Consider the following 18,184-nt stretch of genomic DNA (forward strand, 5'->3'; position numbering starts at 1 on the left):
GCTCGGGCCGGGATTTCATCACGGCACGTCGGCTTCAGAGAGATCAGACGCCATCTGGACCCTGCACGATCCGGCCCTATGTTGCGCTTCGACGTCCGCGGCATGGGCACCGCGAGCCTAATACTAAAGTAACTGTTCTCGCGTTGCCGCGCGATGCTACGATTTGAGGGACGGGCATAGGCGGCCGTACAGCGCTGCGATTTTCCGCCGGAGAGGACGGAATATGGGAGGCCACTCTTCGTGCCGCAGCAGGCAGCCGCCGACATGTTGCTCGGTTGTCGACCATAAGGGAGGAAGTCACCAATGAAGATATCGTACCTGGCCTCGGCCGCGCTTCTTGCAGCGACTGCGATGCCTGCCGCAGCCGCCGAGATTTCTGACGGCAAGGTCAAGATCGGCATTCTCAACGACCAGTCCGGCGTCTATGCCGATTTCGGCGGCAAGTGGTCGGTCGAGGCCGCCAAGATGGCGGTCGAGGATTTCGGCGGCAAGGTACAAGGCGCGCCGATCGAGATCGTCAGCGCCGACCACCAGAACAAGCCGGACATCGCCTCCAACATTGCGCGGCAGTGGTATGATACCGAACAGGTCGATTCCATCATGGAACTGACCACCTCCTCGGTGGCGCTGGCCGTCCAGGGGATTTCCAAGGAAAAGAAGAAAATCGACATCGTCACCGGCGCCGCGACCACCGAGCTGACCGGCAAACAATGCTCGCCCTATGGCTTCCACTGGGCCTATGACACGCATTCGCAGGCGGTAGGAACCGGTGGCGCTCTTGTCCAGCAAGGCGGCGACAGCTGGTTCTTCGTCACCGTCGATTATGCATTCGGCTATTCGCTCAAGGAGCAGACCGCCAAGTTCGTCGAGAGCCATGGCGGCAAGGTGGTTGGCGAGGTGCGCTATCCGCTCGGCTCGACCGATTATTCATCCTTCCTGCTGCAGGCGCAATCGTCGGGCGCCAAGGTCGTCGGGCTGGCGAACGCCGGCCTCGACACCTCCAACTCGATCAAGCAGGCGGCCGAGTTCGGTATCGTGCAGGGCGGTCAGCGGCTTGCAGCGCTTCTGTTCACGCTGGCCGAGGTGCATGGGCTCGGCCTCGAGGCAGCGCAAGGCGTGGTGCTGACCGAAGGCTTCTACTGGGATCGCGATGACAAGAGCCGCGAGTTCGCCCAGCAGTTTTTCAAGCGCACCAACCGCATGCCGAACATGATCCAGGTCGCCACCTACTCGGCAGTGACGCAGTATCTGAAGGCGATCGACAAGGCCGGCACCGACGCGACTGAAGCCGTCGCCAAGGAATTGCATTCGATGCCGGTGAACGACGTCTTTACGGCGAACGGCAAAGTGCAGTCCGACGGCAACATGGTCCACGATATGTATCTTTATCAGGTCAAGTCGCCGAGCGAGAGCACCAAGGAATGGGACTATTACAAACCCCTTGCCACGATCCCCGGTAACGAGGCGTTCCTGAGCCCCAAGGAAAGCGGCTGTCCCACGGCCGGCGAGTGATTGGCGGGCCGATGGCGCCGCCCGAACCGAATGGGCCGCGGGTGGTGCTTTCCGCCCGGGGCCTGCGGCGCGACTTCGCCGGTTTCGTCGCGGTCAGGAATGTCGATCTCGACCTCTACCATGGCAACATCCACGCGCTGATCGGGCCCAACGGCGCCGGCAAGACCACCGTCTTCAACCTGCTTACCAAGTTCCTGCCGCCGACGAGCGGCAGGATCGAACTGCTCGGCCACGACATCACCCGCACGTCGCCGGCCAAGGTCGCGCGGATGGGCCTGGTGCGCTCGTTCCAGATATCGGCGGTGTTTCCGCATCTCAGCGTGCTCGACAATGTGCGCGTTGCGCTGCAGCGGCCGGGCGGGCTCAGCGTTCAGTTCTGGCGCTCGCTGGCAGCGCTCGATCGATTGACGCCGCGCGCCGAGGAGCTTTTGCGGTCTGTTGGCCTCGACGATGCCAAGAACAGGCCCGCCGCCGATCTCTCCTATGGTAGGAAACGCGTGCTCGAAATCGCCACGACGCTGGCGCTCGACCCGAAAGTGCTGCTGCTCGACGAGCCGATGGCCGGCATGGGGCATGAGGATGTGCGCACGGTTTCAGACATCATCCGCTCGGTCGCCAGGGATCGCGCCGTGCTGATGGTCGAGCACAATCTGACTGTTGTAGCCGATCTTTGCGACTGGATAACCGTCATGCAGCGCGGCGAAATCCTTGCCGCCGGCGACTATGCCACGGTCAGTCGCGACGAACGGGTGAGGATCGCCTATATGGGCACCGCCGATGAGTGACGCCGCGCCTCTTCTCGCAGTCCGCGGCCTCAACGCCTGGTATGGCGAAAGCCATGCGCTTCACGGCGTCGATCTGGAGGTCTTTCCAGGTGAAACGGTGACATTGCTGGGCCGCAACGGCGTCGGCAAGACCACGACATTGCGCGCCATTATCGGGCTGATCCGCCAGCGGACCGGCCAGATTGCTTTCGACGGCAAGGATCTGATGCGCCTGCCACTGCACCGGACGGCGCATCAAGGCATTGGCCTGGTGCCGGAGGAACGCGGCATCTTCGCGACGCTGACCGTGGACGAGAATCTGGTCCTGCCGCCGATCGTAGCCGAGGGCGGCATGAGCGTGGAGGAAATATTCGATCTCTTCCCCAATCTGAAGGAGCGCCGCAACAGCCCCGGCACCAGGCTGTCGGGCGGCGAACAGCAGATGCTGGCGATCGCGCGCATGCTGCGGACCGGCGTGAAAATGCTGCTTCTCGATGAACCGACCGAGGGACTGGCTCCCGTTATCGTGCAGCGCATCGGCGATCTGCTGGCGACGATGAAAAAGCGCGGCATGACAATCCTGCTGGTCGAGCAGAATTTCCGCTTTGCCAGCCGTGTCACCGATCGTTTCTATCTGATGGAGCACGGCAAGGTGGTGGCGGGCTTTCCGGTCGGCGAACTTCCGGATCGCATGACGCTGCTGCATGAAGTGCTGGGTGTATGATGGCGCCATGACGATGATCTTCGGAATACCCGTTCAGGCATTCCTCGGCCAATTGCTGGTCGGCCTCATCAACGGCTCTTTCTACGCAATGTTGAGCCTCGGCCTGGCCGTCATATTCGGCCTGTTGCGTGTCATCAATTTCGCCCACGGTGCGCTCTATATGCTCGGCGCCTTCATCGGCTATCTGCTGCTCACCCGGTTCGGCATCGGCTATTGGCCAGCTCTGATCCTATCGCCGCTGATCGTCGGCGGCTTCGGTGTCGTGGTCGAGCGCCTGGCGCTGTCGCGGCTTTACGATATCGACCCGCTTTACGGTCTACTTTTCACCTTTGGCCTCGCGCTCGTGCTCGAAGGCGTGTTCCGTTACTACTATGGGGTATCGGGAAGTCCTTATTCCGTGCCGCCGCTGCTCTCCGGCGGCACCAATCTCGGCTTCATGTTCCTGCCAAATTACCGCGGCTGGGTGGTGGTCGCCTCGATGATCGTCTGTTTCGGCACCTGGGTGCTGATCGAGAAGACCAAGCTGGGCTCCTATCTGCGCGCGGCAACGGAGAACCCCCGCCTGGTCCAGGCTTTCGGCGTCAACGTGCCGTTGCTGCTGACCCTTACCTACGGCCTCGGCTGCGCTCTTGCCGGTCTCGCCGGCGTTCTCGCTGCGCCGATCTATCAGGTAAGCCCGCTGATGGGATCTGATCTCATCATCGTCGTGTTCGCCGTTGTCGTGGTCGGCGGCATGGGATCGATCCTCGGGGCGATCGTCACCGGTTACATGCTTGGGCTCGCCGAAGGCCTGACCAAGGTTTTCTATCCCGAAGCCTCCAATCTGGTGGTCTTCGTCATCATGGCGATCGTGCTTCTGGTCCGGCCCGCCGGTCTTTTCGGAAGGGACGTCTGAGATGGCCGAACTCTCACTTCGCGAGACGCGCGCCAAAAGTTCGGTATGGCTTGAATGGACGCTGGTGGGGCTCGGCATCCTAGCGCTGCTGGTGGCGCCTTTCTTCGTCTATCCGATCTTCCTGATGAAAATGCTGTGCTTTGCGCTGTTTGCCTGCGCGTTCAACCTTCTGCTCGGCTACACCGGGTTGTTGTCCTTCGGCCATGCGACGTTCTTCGGCGGGGCAGCCTACTTCAGCGCATATGCGGTCAAGGTCTGGGGCTGGCCGCCGGAAGCGGGCATCCTGCTCGGCGTCCTGGGTGCCGCGCTGCTTGGCCTTGTCATGGGCTTCTTTGCCATCCGCCGGCAAGGCATCTATTTCGCCATGATCACGCTGGCGCTGTCGCAGATGTTCTTCTTTTTCTGCGTGCAGGCGCCGTTCACCGGAGGTGAGGACGGCATCCAGGGCGTGCCGCGCGGCAGGCTGTTTGGAATGCTCGACCTGAACGTCTCGATGAACATCTACTATTTCGTTCTGGCGGTCTTCCTGATCGGCGTGTTCGCCATCTGGCGCATCATCAACTCGCCTTTCGGCATGATCCTGCGTTCCATCCGCGAAAACGAGAGCCGGGCGATTTCGCTTGGCTATTCCGTCGCCAACTACAAGCTGGCGGCTTTCGTCATGTCGGCAACATTGGCCGGGCTGGCCGGCGCGCTCAAGGCGATTGTTTTCCAGTTTGCCACGCTCACCGACGTCACCTGGCAGATGTCGGGCGAGGTGATCCTGATGACGCTCCTCGGCGGCATCGGCACCATGGTCGGGCCGATCATCGGCGCCAGTCTGGTCGTCGGCCTGGAAAACACGCTCGCCACCTCGAATTTTCCGGTGACCATCGCCACCGGCCTGACCTTCATGGTCTGTGTGCTGGTTTTCCGGCGCGGTATTGTCGGTGAGGTCTATGCGCGGTTTCTCGGGCCAAAAGGTGACGCGAAAGACTGAAATGGCTCAGCGCCGCCTCGCTACGCGATGCGTACGCCTTGCGCGTCGAGAAGCACGCAGCTCAGCGGGTCGAAGCAGACATCGACCGTTTCGCCCTCACGCAGCGGCTGGCCGTCGATCAGCGTGTTGGCGCGCACCGGCGTGCCAGCGCCGATGTCGATCTCGTAGACCGCATTGCCGCCGAGATAGGAGGTCGAGACTATTCGTCCCGCCAGCCTGTTGGCAGCACCCGCCGCGCCAACGGTAAGCTTCTGCGGGCGAACGACGACAGTGATCGCGCTGCCGGCCGTGAGCGCCTTCGGCGCGGCCGCCTTTACGACATGGCCGCTGGCCAGCGCGATCGTCGCCATCTTGCCGTCCATCGCCGTCACGCTGCCGGGCAGCATGTTGGCCTTGCCCAGGAAATTGGCGACAAATGCGGTGGCCGGCTGGTCGTAGACCTGCGCGGGGGAACCGATCTGCTCGATCAGGCCGGCGTTCATCACGACGATGCGGTCGGACATCGACAAGGCTTCTTCCTGGTCGTGCGTCACAAAGATGGCGGTGATGCCCGTCTCTCGCTGGATTTTCTTGATCTCGACGCGCATGTCCTCGCGCATATTGGCGTCGAGCGCCGACAAGGGCTCGTCTAGCAGCAGCACTTCCGGTTCGAAGACGATGGCGCGGGCCAGTGCGATGCGTTGCTGCTGGCCGCCCGAGAGCTGTGACGGCAGCTTTGTCTCACTGCCGGGCAGCCGCACCATATCCAGCGCCTTCTTGACCCGGCGCACGATTTCCGGTTTCGGCACGTTCCGGTATTTCAGCCCGAATGCGACGTTGTCGAAGACGTTCTTGTGTGGAAAGAGCGCGTAGTTCTGGAACACCAGGCCGATGTTGCGCTTGTAGATCGGGATGTCGTCGACGCGCTTTCCGCCGATCGAGATCTGCCCGCTGGTGATATCCACCAGGCCGGCGATCGATCGCAGGATCGTGGTCTTGCCGCATCCGGACGGCCCCAGCAAGGTGACGAAACTGCCCTTGCGGATCGCCAGTGAAAAATCGCGCACGGCGGCGAACTTGCCGTAGAAAATATCGATGTCGCGAAACTCGACCGCAGGCCTTCCTGTCGGCTGGCTTTCGCCCCGAGCGAGCGGGTCGCGATCAGCCCCGGCCGATGCCGGCCGGGGCTGATCGTGGCTGTTATCGTCATGCACCTTTCGACACCCTGTCCCATTGCTTGGTCCAGGCGTCTTCGTTCTTCGCCCAGTAGAGCGGATCGGCGAAGGTCAGCGACTTCATCGATCCGGTCGGGTCGAAGGCCGGAAGCGCTGCGATCTTGTCGGTCAGCTTCACCTTGGTCGGATCAAGCGAGGGTGGATAATTCTGGCCTTCGGCGACAGCGATCGACGTGGCCGGATCCAGCATGAAGTTGATCAGTTCCTCGCATTCGGCCATCGGCGATCCCTTGAGCACCAGCATGTCCTCCATCCATGCGTATGAGCCGGCGGGGTCGAGATAGCCGATCGGCTGGCCCTGCTGCTGCAGGGCGGCGACGCGTCCGGACCAGGCATCGGTAACGACGATTTCGTTGCGCGACAGGAGGTCCATCAGTTCCGCGCCGGAACTCCAGAACTTCTTGGCCAGGTCGCGGGTCTCGCGAACCTTGGCCCAGACCGCATCCATGTCCTGGATGTTGTTGGGGTCCTGTTTCGTCTGCAGCGCCGCATACCAGACGCGCGTCGTCATATCGGCGTAGCCGCCGACCTTGCCGGCATATTTCTTGTCGGTAAGCAGGTTGGCGCCCTTTTCCTTGGCTTCCTCCGGCGAGATGACCTTGTTGTTGTAGGCGATGCCGGTGGTGCCGTAATCATATGGCACTGCCGACAGCTTCGGCGTGATCTTGCGGAACGGCTCGATCATGGCGGTCAGCACATTCGCCATGTTCGGAATGTTCGCCTCGTTGATCTCCGAGTTGAAGCCGCCATTGACGTATTTGATGTAGTAGTTGACGCCGGAAGAATGGACGATCTGGAAGTCGCCCGGCTTCGACGTCTTGATCTTGGTGATGATCTCGTTCTCGTCGCCAAAGGTGCCCTGGACGACCTTGACCTTGGACTTGGCGGTGTAGGGCTGGAACGCGTACTTATCGATCGCCTCCTGCACCACGCCGCCCCATCCGTCGAAGCGCACTTCCGAAACCGCGGCCAGCGCGCGTCCCATCCAGGGCATGGAAAGCCCGGTGGCGGCGGCAGCGGCGGCCGTCAGCGTCAGGAATGATCGCCGGCTGATGTCGCCATTGGCATAGCGTTCGTTGAGCCGTTCCAGTCGTTTGGTGGTTGTCAGTTTCATTTTCATTCTCCCATTTTCATTTTCACTTGCCTGCCTTGAACCAGGTGAGGCTTTGCAGGATGAGCCCACCAGTCAAGGGAATGCCGACCGTCAAAAGGATCATGACAGTGCCCAGCGCGTTCACCTCGGGGCTGATCGAGATCTTCAGCATCGAGAGGATTTGCGTCGGCATGGTCTCGACGCCCGCCGGTCGCCAGAACAGGCTGGCCGAGGTGTTGTCGAACGAGATGGTGAAGGCGAGCAGCACGCTGGCAAGCACTGCGGGAATGAGCAGCGGCAGCGTGATCTCGCGGAATGTCGACACACGCGGCGCCCCGAGCGACAGTGCCGCCTCCTCATAGGAACGTTTAATGCCGACCATGCGCGCCTGAACGATCAGCACCACGTAGGGGAGCGTGAGCAGAATGTGGCCGAGCACCAGAAGCGTCATGCTGCGCGGTTGGTCGACGGCTTTGATCATGACCAGCAGGCCGACGCCCAGTATCGTCTCGGGGACCAGCGCGGGAAGAATGACAAGCGTGTTGATCGCCTGCTTGCCACGGAACTCGAAGCGCACCAGCGCCAATGCCGCCATGATGCCGAGCAGCGTCGTCACCGTTGCCGTCACCAGGGCAATCCACATCGATGTCCGGAAGGCATCGAGGACTGGCCCGTTGGTGAGCAGCTTCTCGTACCAGCGCAGGCTGAAGCCGGTGAGGGGAAAGCCGCCAAACATCGAGGCGTTGAAGGAAAGCACGACCGTGGCGAGGATCGGCGCGAACATGAAGACATAGACGCACACCGTGATCGCGCCGGTTAGCCGCCACGCCCATCTGCCTTCGCGATCGGGATGCTCCGCTCTCATGCACTGAGACCCTTCATGATCTGCGACAGGCCCATATAGCGGCTGTAGGCGGCCGCGGCCGCACCGAGCAGAACGAACAGGACGATGGAAAGCGTGGCGCCCATCGGCCAGTTGAGCTGCCCCATGATGGTGTCGTAGATCAGGTTGCCGAACAGCGCGTCGCGGCTTCCCCCGAGCAATTGCGGCGTCACATAGGAGCCGGCCGCCAGCACGAAGCAGAGCAACAGTCCGGCGCCCAGCCCCGGAATCGACAGCGGCAGGGTCACTTCGCGGAACGCCTGTGCGCTGGTGCAGCCCATCGAGCGGGCGGCGGCGATCAAGGTGCGGTCGATGCCCTCCAGGCTGACATAGACGTTCAGGATCATGTAGGGCAGCAGAAAATGCAGCAGCCCCATGATGACGGCGCCCTCGGTGTAGAGCATCGGCAACGGCTCGTTGATGACCCCCAGCCGGATGAGCACGACGTTGATCAGCCCCTGTTCGCCGAGAATGTGGATCCACGAGAATGTCCGGATGGTGAAGCTGATCCAGAACGGCACGATGAGCAGCAACAGCAGCAGCCATTTGTGCTTGAAAGTCGTGGCCCAGATGAAATAGGCGGGGAAATAGCCAAGGATCGCGCAGATCACAGCGGTGATGGCGCCGACGCGAACGGTCTTCCAAAGAAAGCCGTGATAGTAGCTGTCGGTGAGGAATTCCTTCCAGTTGTCGAAGGTCAGCACCGCCGACTCCACCCCAGCGGTAACGAAGGTGAAAAACGTGTAGACAGTCATCATCGCGATCGGCAGCAGCAGAAGCAGGGTAAGCAGCAAAAGCACGGGCGCGACGAGGACCCAGGCCAGTCGCTGATCATATAATTTCCACCCTTTGGTCACGACCCGTCCAACCACTTCATGTCCAAGCCGCCATCACCGGGCTCGGCTCCGGACTAGATTGGGCGATCGGCGTTCAGGTGTCCACTCTGCATATGGCTCCTGCACAAATTCTGTGCAGGGCCACCGCGCGACCGTCGCCCTGCTGGATTTAACAAATTGCTCGGGTTCGCCTGCGCATTGATTAAATCAGATATCCCGATATACAGGATAATTTCGGATATAGATTTGGCATGGGCCCGGGCATTTTATGAGTCGCAATTTTCTGGTGATTGAACCTGAGGAAGGCATTGCCGTGCTCAAGGGGCTTGCCTCCTCGGCGCGTATCTCGATGCTGAAACTGCTGCATGAGAAGGGGCCGATGAATGTCAACGAAATCGCCGCCGTGCTGTCGCTGCCGCAGTCGACCGTCTCGACCAACATCCAGGTGCTGGAGGATGCGGGGCTGATCCGCACCGAGAACCTGAAAGCGAAGAAAGGCAGCCAGAAAATCTGTTATCCGACGGCCGAAGAAGTGCTCGTCGTGTTCAAGAGCGAATATCGTGCGGTCAAGAACGACGCGATCGAAGTGTCGATGCCGATCGGGCTTTACACCGGCTTCGAGGTTACCGCGCCCTGCGGCCTTTGTTCGCCGGACGGCATCATCGGCTTGCTCGATGTACCGAACACTTTCCTCGATCCGGATCGTATGAAAGCCGGGCTGTTGTGGTTCACCCGCGGTTTTGTCGAATACCAGTTTCCCAATAATGCCAAGCTCGCCAATGCCGAGATCACCGAGCTCGAAGTGGCGATAGAGCTGTCTTCGGAAGTGCCGGGCACCAGCGCCGATTGGCCCTCGGACATCACGCTGACGATCAATGGCGTCGATGTCGGCACCTGGACGTCGCCGGGGGATTTCGGCGACAAGCGCGGCGTCTTCACGCCGTCCTGGTGGAAACTCAAGGGTTCGCAATACGGCAAGCTCAAGAACTGGCGAATTGCCAATGACGGCACCTATGTCGACGGCCTCAGGATTTCCGAAACCGGCCTCGCCGCACTCGATCTGAAGAGCCATCATTCAATCCGCGTCCGTATCGGCGTCAAGGACGACGCCAAGCGCCCCGGCGGGATCAACATTTTCGGCAAGGGCTTTGGAAATTACGATCAGGACATCCTGCTCCGGATCAAAACTGGTTGATATCATGAAACCGGGTTCTGAAGATAACGCAGCAATTTCAATGAACTGGCTTTCTGCTGAGCCAAAACCTTCGTCTAATTGTCCTACTTTTGGCTATTTTGGCTTGACGAAGGGCTGCCAATTCCTCTTTGATATCGGGCAAGATGATTTAAATCATCGTTTGTGATATCGATGGGAGGAATGCATGAAGGCAGCCGTTACGGCACATCCGCATTATGTTGTCTCGGAAATCGATCCGAGGCTCTACGGATCCTTCATCGAGCATCTCGGGCGGGCAGTTTATACCGGCATCTACGAGCCAGGCCATCCGACGGCGGATGCCAATGGCATGCGTCAGGACGTCATCGATCTCGTCAGAGAACTTAATGTTCCGATCGTCCGCTATCCCGGCGGCAATTTCGTCTCCGCCTACAATTGGGAAGACGGCATCGGCCCCAAGGAAGAGCGCCCGGTGCGGCTCGACCTCGCCTGGCATACGTCGGAAAGCAACGAAGTCGGCCTGCACGAATTTGCCGATTGGTGCACCTCCGCCAACACCGAGATGATGCTTGCCGTCAATCTCGGCTCGCGCGGTCTTGACGAAGCCCGCAACCTTCTGGAGTACGCCAACCATCCCGGCGGCAGTAAATGGAGCGACAAGCGCATCGCCAATGGCCGCAAGGAGCCCTTCGACGTCAAGCTCTGGTGCCTCGGCAATGAAATGGACGGCCCCTGGCAGATCGGCCACAAGACCGCGGACGAGTATGGCCGCTTAGCGCATGAGACGGCCAAGGCAATGCGCGCCTTCTCCAAGTCGCTCGAGTTGGTGGTCTGCGGCTCTTCGAATGCCAAGATGCCGACCTACCCTGAATGGGAAGCGACGGTTCTCGACCATACCTACAACGAGGTCGACTACATCTCGCTGCACATGTATTTCGACAACGAAGCCAACGACGCTTCGAACTATCTCGCCATGAGCGAAAAGCTCGACGACTACATTGTCTCGGTCGCCGGCGTCATCGACTATATCAAGGCCAAGAAGCGCTCCAACAAGCAGGTCTACATCTCGTTCGACGAATGGAACGTCTGGTACCATTCCAAGGAGCAGGACAAGAAAATCCTCGGCGGCAGCGACGGCTGGCCATTCGCCCCGCCGTTGCTCGAAGACATCTATAATTTCGAGGATGTGCTGCAGGTCGGCCTGATCCTCAACACCTTCATCCGCCGTTCCGATGTCGTCAAGATCGCCTGCCTGGCACAACTGGTCAACGTCATCGCGCCGATCATGACCGTTCCGAATGGCCCGGCATGGCGGCAGACGATTTTTTATCCCTATCTGTTTGCTTCTAACTACGGCCGCGGCAATGCGCTGGATCTCAAGGTGGAAAGCCCGACCTATAAATCCACCGTTGCGGGCGACGTCGCCTACGTCGACATTGCCGGCGTGCACGACACGAAGACCGGCCACGTCACCTTCTTCGCCGTCAACCGCCATTCGAGCGAGGCAATCGAAACAGTGGTCGACCTCACCGGCTTCGGCGCAGCGGAAATCGTCGATCACCGGGTCGTGGCGCACGCCGATCTGAAAGCCGTCAATTCGGCCGAGAACCCAGGCAATGTCGGCCCAAGGAAGGGTGAGGGCGCCTCACTCGCCGGCGGCAAGCTGAGCCTGTCGCTGCCGGCCTATTCCTACCAGGTCATTCGCCTGAGGCTCTGAGTTCAGGCGGATCATCGAGACAAGCGCAAGCGCTGAGGAGGAGCGTCGACGTGACGGCCGATATCGAGATCAGAAACGTGAGCAAGCAGTTCGGTGCCATGACGGTGCTGGATCATCTGTCGCTCTCCATAAGGGCACGCGAATTCATCGTGTTCCTGGGGCCGTCCGGTTGCGGAAAATCGACGCTTCTTCGAATGATTGCCGGTCTCGAAGCTGTCGATAGCGGTGAGATTGCCATCAACAATGAGCGCATTGATCATCTGCCGCCGGGCAAGCGCGGCATTGCCATGGTGTTCCAGTCCTATGCGCTTTATCCGCATATGACGGTGCGCGACAACATGGCCTTCGGGCTTGCGAATATCGGCGTTCCAGGCAAGGTCATCGAGGCGCGCATCAACGAAGCCGCCCGCATCCTCGAAATGCCGCATTTGCTCGATCGCAAGCCGGGCCAGCTCTCCGGCGGTCAGCGCCAGCGCGTCGCCATCGGCCGTGCGATCGTCAAGGAGCCGAAGGCGTTCCTGTTCGACGAGCCGCTCTCCAATCTCGATGCGGCGTTGCGCACCCGCACCCGCATCGAACTTGCCCAGCTTCATCAGCGCCTGCAGTCGACGATGATCTTCGTCACCCACGACCAGGTCGAGGCAATGACGCTGGCCGACCGCATCGTCGTCATGAACAATCGCAAGATCGATCAGATCGGCACTCCGATGGAGATCTACGAGCGTCCGGCGACCAAATTCGTCGCAGGGTTCGTCGGTGCGCCGGCGATGAACTTCGTTGATGCGACGCTCAACAAATCCGGCGAGAACGCCACGGCCAGGTTTGCGGACGGCATCTCGGTGCAGACCGAGATCGCCTCCAGCCAATTGACCGATGGCAAGTACACTTTCGGCATCCGTTCGGAAGACGTCCGTATCGTTGCCGCCGGACAGGGCAATGCCGATGGCGTGGTCGATGTGCTCGAGCGGCTCGGCGAACGCACCCTGATCTACGCGCGGCTGGGCGATGGCCAGCAGATAGTCGGTTCCGATGCCGGCAACAGTCGCGTCGCCGTCGGCGACAGGATCGGGCTCGCCTTCGACGGCCAGAAATCGCATCTGTTCAATGAGACCGGCCGCGCCTGGCATGCGAGGGAGGCCTGAGATGGTTGACCGGCTGGCGATGTCCCCGACCGCGACGCTTGCTGTCGGCGCCAGAACGCCGACCGCCGACATCTATGCGCCGCAATGGCGAAACTTCATTTTCGTTGCGCCATTCTTGTTCTTCTTCACGACGCTGCTGCTCTTCCCGCTGCTCTGGGGGATGTGGCTGAGTTTCCACAAGGCCGACACGTTCTCGTCCGGAAATTTTGTCGGTTTCGGCAATTACGTCAGGCTGTATCACGACAAGGTCTTCCTGCAATCGATCTGGAACACCTTCTACTTCGTGCTGCTGACGGTGCCGACGCTGGCGCTGATCGGTATTTTCCTGGCGCTTTGCCTCAATCGCCGGACGCGCACTGCTGCGGTTTTGCGGACGCTGTTCTTTTCCTCGTCGGTGCTGTCGGTCACCATCGTCACGCTGATCTGGCGCATCGTCTTCATTCCGAATGTCGGCCTGTTGTCGACGATCTACGGATGGTTCGGCGCGACCGCGCCGGCTTTCATTTCCGATCCCAACCTGGCGATGGTCGGCATCGCCATTGCCACCATCTGGTGGTGCATCGGCCTGCCGATGATGCTCTTTCTCTCGGCGCTCCAGCAGATTCCGCAGGATATCTACGAGGCGGCGGCGCTGGACAATGCCAATCGCTGGCAGACGCTACGCTCGATCACGCTGCCGTCGATCAAGCGGACCTTCATCCTGGTGATCATTATCCAGATCGTGCTGCAATTCCAGCTGTTCGGCCAGGCTTGGCTGATGACGCGGGGCGGTCCGAACAACCTGACCAAGCCGATCGTGCTCTACATCTACGACACCGCATTCCGCCGCTGGGATCTCGGCCTGGGCGCCGCTGCATCGGAAATCCTGTTCATCCTCATCCTGATCGCGGCCATGGCCCAGTACCTGGTGACACGCAGCAGGGGAGACCAGGCATGAGCGCTCCAGCCGCTTCCATCAAGGGACGGGCATTTGGCGACCATTTGTTATTGGCCCTGGTCCTCCTGCTTTCGATCGTCATGATCGCGCCGGTTCTGTGGGTCATCGGCCTGTCACTCAAGGACAATGCGGAGCTGATGGCAGATCCGAATTCGGTGTTTCACGCGCCCTATACGCTGAAGAACTACATCAACACGGTCGGCACCTCGTCGGTGTTCATCTGGGTGCGCAACAGCATCATCGTCTCGGGCGGATTGACGCTCGGCACCTTGATCCTGTCGTCGCTCGCCGGCTACGGCTTTGCACGGCTGAATTTCCCCGGCCGAGACGTGCTGTTCGTGATCGTGCTGTTCGGCCTGGCGGTCCCGGAGCAGGCCGTGCTCGTCGCCCGTCACCAGATCTTCAGCATGCTGAAGTTCCACAACACCTATCAAGGGCTCATTCTGCCGGGCCTTTCGGCTCCGTTCGGCGTCTTCCTGATGACCCAGTATTTCAAAGCCATCCCGAAGGAGTTGGACGAAGCCGCCATGCTCGATAACGCCAGCCGGCTCAGGATTTTCTGGAAGGTGCTTCTGCCGCTCACGCTGCCTGCGCAGGCAACGCTCGGCATCTTTACCTTTCTCGGCGCGTGGAACGATTATTTCTGGCCGCTGATTTCGGCAACGAGGAAGGACATGTTCACGCTGACGGTCGGCATGGCCTCGACGCAGACCAACTTCGCCCAGTCCGAAGGCATCGGCTTCCTGATGGCGCAGGCGGTGTTTGCCGGTGCACCGATCCTGATCGTCTACCTGTTTTTCCAGAAATACATCGTCACGGCGGTCTCCGGCGCTGCGGTGAGATAACGAAGATTGCCTGACGGCCGGGGGGAATGCGCAGCGATTGAAGCACGAAGGCCAATCCAGGGTGGAGCGGCGGAAACTCAGTAGGAGGAACTGATATGAAACTGAAGAAAATGCTGTTTGCCGCAGTCTCTGCGGGCGCAATGATGCTCGCAAGTCCAAGCTTCGCCGCCACGGAACTCAGCGTGCAGCGCTTTTTCGGTGCCTGCGATGCCGATTTCGGCACCAACACCGATCCCACCAAAGCCGTTGGCGAATGCGGCATCATCACCTCGCTGATCAACAAGTTCAACGCCGACAATCCCGATGTCCACGTCAACGTAACCACCGTGGAATGGCCCGGCTATGATCAGCTGACCGCGCAGTTCGCTTCAGGCGACGCTCCAGACATCGTCACAATCCATGAATCCGTACTGTCGGATTATCAGTCGAAGGGCCTGTTGATGCCACTCGACGATCTCTTGAAGTCAGTCGGCGTGACACCCGACGCCTTCACCGACGCGGCGCGCAATGGCGCCACCAAAGACAGCAAGATCTATGGCCTGCCGATCGACAGCTGGACGATGCTCTATCACGTCAACATGGATCTTTTCAAACAAGCCGGCCTCGTCAATGCCGACGGCACGCCGATTTTCCCAAAGTCGCCCGAGGAACTGCTCGCCCAGGCCGAACAGTTCAAGCAGAAGACGGGCAAGCCTTATTTCGTCCAGAACCTGACCAATGAGACTGCGCTCTACACACGCAATCTCTACACTTATCTTTTCCAGCAGGATTCCGATTTCTTTGCCGATCCGAAGCATGTGAAGTTGAATACGCCGGAAGCCAAGAAGGTGGTCGAGATGTACAAGGCGATCTTCGAGAAGGGCTACACCACCAAGGACCTCGATTATGGCGGCTCGATCAATGCCTTCCTTGCCGGCGAGGGTGGCGTCCACCTCAACGGCACCTGGGTGGTCGGCGATTACAACGCCCAGTCCGAAACCAAGGGTACGGCGCTCAACAAGGGCGGCTATGCGGTTTATCCGTATCCGCAGCTGTTTGGCGGCACCCACGCGCAATATGCCGACGGCCACACCTGGGCCGTGTCGCAGAAAGACCGCACGCCTGAACAGATCGCGGCCATCGGCAAATTCCTGAAGTTCTTCGCCGACAACGATTTTGAGTGGTCGCGCACCGGTCACCTGCCGGCCTATAAGGCCGTCATCACCTCGGACGCCTTCAAGGCCCTGCCGCATCGCAACACGATCTCTGCGGTCGCCGACCTCGGCAAGCCGCTGCCGTCGGCCGTACAGCGCCAGTTTGCGATCCAGGACATTATCGGCGAAGAGATGAGTGCAGCAATCAGTGGCCAGAAGGACGTCGACACCGCCCTTGCCGACATGGAAAGCCGCGTCAACGAATTGCTCGCCAACATTTGACCACGGGTTTCGAAAGGCCCTCCCAAGGCGCCCCCGCGGCTGGAAACGGCCGCGGGGTTTTGGCGAGGTGGTGGTTATTGTCCTCGAATTGCGCGACTTGCCGCTGGCGACCGGGTCAAACACGCCAGCCACGGCGCCGCAACCTCGGCAGCAGCCGACGCAAGCCCTGGCTGGCGGATTCCGCTAGAACGCCGCGGCCATGGGCATTGCGACTTTGTTGGGGATCTGGATGTCGATCTCCAATCTCGACGTCGTTTCGCCGTGATCCATGCTCACCTGCAGGAAATCCTGGTCGACCTGAACATGCCGGGCGATCACCGCCATGATCTCCTCGCGCAACACGGAGACGAGATCGGGCTGGTTGCGGCTTCGACGCTCGTAAGCCAACAGCAGTTGCAAGCGCTCGCGCGCCACGGGTGCGCTGCCGCGGCGCTTGAAGATATCGAGCAGGTTCATGCTGCCCTCCTTCCCAACAGCCGGTCGAGGAGGCCCCTCCGCTCGAAAGGCAGAATGACCGGCAGGTCCTCGCCCTCGAGTCTTCTTGCCGCGTCGATATAGGCGCGTGCGGCGGGGTTGGTGTTTTCGCTGAGCGTAACCGGCGCGCCCACATTGGATGCGCGCAGCACGTCCTGGCTCTCGGGAATTATTCCCAGCAGAGGCGTGGACAGGATCTCGAGCACGTCATCGATGCTGAGCATCTCGCCGCGGGCAGCGCGGGCAGCGTCGTAGCGCGTGACGAGGACGTGTTTGGCAATCGATTCACCTTGCTCTGCTTTCATCGTCCTGGAGTCGAGCAGGCCGATGATGCGATCGGAGTCGCGGACCGAGCTCACTTCCGGGTTGGTCACGATAACCGCCTCGTCGGCAAAGCGCATCGCAAGCTGCGCGCCGCGCTCTATGCCGGCCGGGCTGTCGCAGAAGACATAGTCGAAAACCGAGCGCAGCTTGTCGATGACATCGGCGACGCCTTCCTCGGTGAGAGCATCCTTGTCGCGCGTTTGCGAGGCCGGCAGCAGGAACAGCGTGTCGAGCCGCTTGTCACGGATCAGCGCCTGCGAGAGCTTGGCGGTTCCCTGAATGACGTTGACGATATCGAAAACAACGCGCCGCTCGGCGCCCATGATCAGATCGAGGTTGCGCAGGCCGACATCGAAGTCGACGAGGGCCACCCGCTTGCCGGTTTTCGCGACCGCGGCGCCGAGAGCGGCCGTCGAGGTCGTCTTGCCGACACCCCCTTTGCCGGATGTGACAACCACTACCTTGCCCATATTTGTGCCTCCAATGTTGTTAGTTGAGCGGTGCGACGCAAAGTGCGCCGTCCTCGAGAAAGGCCTGTACCGGCCTTCCTCGCGAGGAGGCGTCCATCTCCTCGGCGGTGCGGTACCAGCCGTCTACCGCCAGAAGTTCGGCTTCATTTTTCCGGCAAAAGATACGAGCCGCGGAATTTCCGGTGGCGCCGGCGAACGCACGTCCACGCAGCGTGCCGTAGACGTGGATCGATCCTCCGGCGATGATCTCGGATCCGGAACTGACGGAGCCGACAATGACCACATCGCCATCGGGGTGAAAGATCGACTGGCCGGAGCGGATCGGTGCCTTGATCATCAATGAGTTCGGCGCCTGCGGCTCTTCCGTGTTGGCCTCAGCGGCGGCTTTCGGGTCCGGCTGCACGTAAAGCGCGTCAGCGGTGGCCTCCTTGGCGCCAACGAGGAGCGGCGGCAGATCAGCGTCGAGACCAACATTGCCGTCCGCCTCGATCGCGTAGATGCGAATCCCGCGCTCCGCGAGCTGTGAGACCAGATCTCCGATCTCGCCCGCCTCGGGCTTGAGTATATTCAGGTCGAGCACGACCGGGCGACCGGCAAAGAAGCCGGGAGAGTTTTCGGTCCAGTGATCCAGGCTTTGCAGCCATTCCCCCAACGGGGCCTCAGGGGTGAGGGTGAAGGCTACAAACGAGCGCGCTCGAAAGCGTATGGACTTGTTTTGGATGGGAGCGACGCAGGTCACAGAGGCGAGTCCTTACTGATTGGTTAAGGCTAGCCCGGCATGGTTAA

At 60.6% G+C, this 18,184-nt stretch carries 19 protein-coding genes; 12 read left to right on the forward strand and 7 right to left on the reverse strand.

Going from position 1 to position 18,184, the window contains the following annotated elements; genetic code table 11:
- Nucleotides 1-303 precede the first annotated feature (303 nt).
- Genes NKH01_RS17060 through NKH01_RS17080 form a run of 5 tightly spaced genes read left to right on the forward strand, consistent with a single transcriptional unit; the run spans nt 304 to nt 4,874 of the window.
- Complete coding sequence (locus tag NKH01_RS17060) at nt 304-1,512, forward strand: ABC transporter substrate-binding protein (protein ID WP_352856504.1); 1,209 nt, start codon at nt 304-306, stop codon at nt 1,510-1,512.
- Nucleotides 1,513-1,523: 11 nt separating this feature from the next.
- On the forward strand, nt 1,524-2,297 hold the full coding sequence (locus tag NKH01_RS17065; protein ID WP_352494494.1) for an ABC transporter ATP-binding protein: 774 nt from the start codon (nt 1,524-1,526) through the stop codon (nt 2,295-2,297).
- Entirely contained in the window at nt 2,290-3,000 is a 711-nt protein-coding gene (locus tag NKH01_RS17070) for an ABC transporter ATP-binding protein (protein ID WP_352856500.1), read from the forward strand. The genes NKH01_RS17065 and NKH01_RS17070 overlap by 8 nt, the downstream gene beginning before the upstream one ends.
- Nucleotides 3,001-3,007: 7 nt before the next feature.
- The gene (locus tag NKH01_RS17075) at nt 3,008-3,895 is read left to right on the forward strand and encodes a branched-chain amino acid ABC transporter permease (RefSeq protein WP_031193840.1); all 888 of its coding nucleotides are present in this window, start codon (nt 3,008-3,010) and stop codon (nt 3,893-3,895) included.
- A gap of 1 nt (nt 3,896) precedes the next feature.
- Nucleotides 3,897-4,874: a branched-chain amino acid ABC transporter permease gene (locus NKH01_RS17080; protein WP_352639403.1), complete on the forward strand. Its 978-nt coding sequence runs from the start codon at nt 3,897-3,899 to the stop codon at nt 4,872-4,874.
- 20 nt (nt 4,875-4,894) lie between these two features.
- Here NKH01_RS17080 and NKH01_RS17085 read toward each other — a convergent pair whose 3' ends face one another.
- From NKH01_RS17085 to NKH01_RS17100, 4 genes are read right to left on the reverse strand one after another with little or no spacing between them, the layout of a single operon-like run.
- The gene (locus NKH01_RS17085) at nt 4,895-6,067 is read right to left on the reverse strand and encodes an ABC transporter ATP-binding protein (RefSeq protein ID WP_353021323.1); all 1,173 of its coding nucleotides are present in this window, start codon (nt 6,065-6,067) and stop codon (nt 4,895-4,897) included.
- Nucleotides 6,060-7,202 carry an extracellular solute-binding protein gene (locus tag NKH01_RS17090; protein ID WP_352484610.1) on the reverse strand — a complete coding sequence of 381 codons (1,143 nt, stop codon included), beginning with the start codon at nt 7,200-7,202 and terminating at the stop codon, nt 6,060-6,062. The genes NKH01_RS17085 and NKH01_RS17090 overlap by 8 nt, the downstream gene beginning before the upstream one ends.
- A gap of 22 nt (nt 7,203-7,224) precedes the next feature.
- A complete protein-coding gene (locus tag NKH01_RS17095) occupies nt 7,225-8,046 on the reverse strand; it encodes an ABC transporter permease (RefSeq protein WP_353021327.1) in 822 nt (273 codons plus the stop codon).
- Nucleotides 8,043-8,921 (reverse strand): ABC transporter permease, encoded by an 879-nt coding sequence (locus tag NKH01_RS17100; protein ID WP_023718528.1) that lies wholly within the window; start codon nt 8,919-8,921, stop codon nt 8,043-8,045. Before NKH01_RS17100 ends, NKH01_RS17095 begins: the two co-directional genes overlap by 4 nt.
- Before the next feature lie 247 nt (nt 8,922-9,168).
- On the opposite strand from NKH01_RS17100, the gene NKH01_RS17105 reads away from it, so the two are divergent.
- The 7 genes from NKH01_RS17105 (at nt 9,169) to NKH01_RS17135 (ending at nt 16,130) form a co-directional block, all read left to right on the forward strand.
- Complete coding sequence (locus NKH01_RS17105; RefSeq protein ID WP_352494491.1) at nt 9,169-10,095, forward strand: ArsR/SmtB family transcription factor; 927 nt, start codon at nt 9,169-9,171, stop codon at nt 10,093-10,095.
- 4 nt (nt 10,096-10,099) lie between these two features.
- A complete protein-coding gene (locus NKH01_RS17110; RefSeq protein WP_352844719.1) occupies nt 10,100-10,261 on the forward strand; it encodes a hypothetical protein in 162 nt (53 codons plus the stop codon).
- Nucleotides 10,262-10,279: 18 nt separating this feature from the next.
- A complete protein-coding gene (gene arfA, locus NKH01_RS17115) occupies nt 10,280-11,791 on the forward strand; it encodes an arabinosylfuranosidase ArfA (protein ID WP_023720714.1) in 1,512 nt (503 codons plus the stop codon).
- Nucleotides 11,792-11,841: 50 nt separating this feature from the next.
- Nucleotides 11,842-12,933, forward strand: coding sequence for an ABC transporter ATP-binding protein (locus NKH01_RS17120; protein WP_023720713.1), 1,092 nt, complete (start codon nt 11,842-11,844; stop codon nt 12,931-12,933).
- Nucleotides 12,934-12,952: 19 nt separating this feature from the next.
- Nucleotides 12,953-13,870 carry a carbohydrate ABC transporter permease gene (locus tag NKH01_RS17125; protein WP_353021412.1) on the forward strand — a complete coding sequence of 306 codons (918 nt, stop codon included), beginning with the start codon at nt 12,953-12,955 and terminating at the stop codon, nt 13,868-13,870.
- The gene (locus NKH01_RS17130; protein WP_352484059.1) at nt 13,867-14,715 is read left to right on the forward strand and encodes a carbohydrate ABC transporter permease; all 849 of its coding nucleotides are present in this window, start codon (nt 13,867-13,869) and stop codon (nt 14,713-14,715) included. The genes NKH01_RS17125 and NKH01_RS17130 overlap by 4 nt, the downstream gene beginning before the upstream one ends.
- 95 nt (nt 14,716-14,810) lie before the next feature.
- Complete coding sequence (locus NKH01_RS17135) at nt 14,811-16,130, forward strand: ABC transporter substrate-binding protein (RefSeq protein WP_353021332.1); 1,320 nt, start codon at nt 14,811-14,813, stop codon at nt 16,128-16,130.
- Between the two features lie 183 nt (nt 16,131-16,313).
- Here the strand turns inward: NKH01_RS17135 and minE are convergent, their stop codons facing one another.
- From minE to minC, 3 genes are read right to left on the reverse strand one after another with little or no spacing between them, the layout of a single operon-like run.
- Nucleotides 16,314-16,586, reverse strand: a complete 273-nt coding sequence (gene minE, locus NKH01_RS17140; protein WP_023677151.1) for a cell division topological specificity factor MinE — start codon at nt 16,584-16,586, stop codon at nt 16,314-16,316.
- Nucleotides 16,583-17,398 carry a septum site-determining protein MinD gene (gene minD / locus NKH01_RS17145; RefSeq protein ID WP_352472499.1) on the reverse strand — a complete coding sequence of 272 codons (816 nt, stop codon included), beginning with the start codon at nt 17,396-17,398 and terminating at the stop codon, nt 16,583-16,585. The genes minE and minD overlap by 4 nt, the downstream gene beginning before the upstream one ends.
- 19 nt (nt 17,399-17,417) lie before the next feature.
- Nucleotides 17,418-18,137: a septum site-determining protein MinC gene (minC, locus tag NKH01_RS17150; RefSeq protein WP_352484057.1), complete on the reverse strand. Its 720-nt coding sequence runs from the start codon at nt 18,135-18,137 to the stop codon at nt 17,418-17,420.
- Nucleotides 18,138-18,184 lie beyond the last annotated feature (47 nt).

Source organism: Mesorhizobium sp. M1403, assembly GCF_040317695.1.
GTDB lineage: Bacteria > Pseudomonadota > Alphaproteobacteria > Rhizobiales > Rhizobiaceae > Mesorhizobium.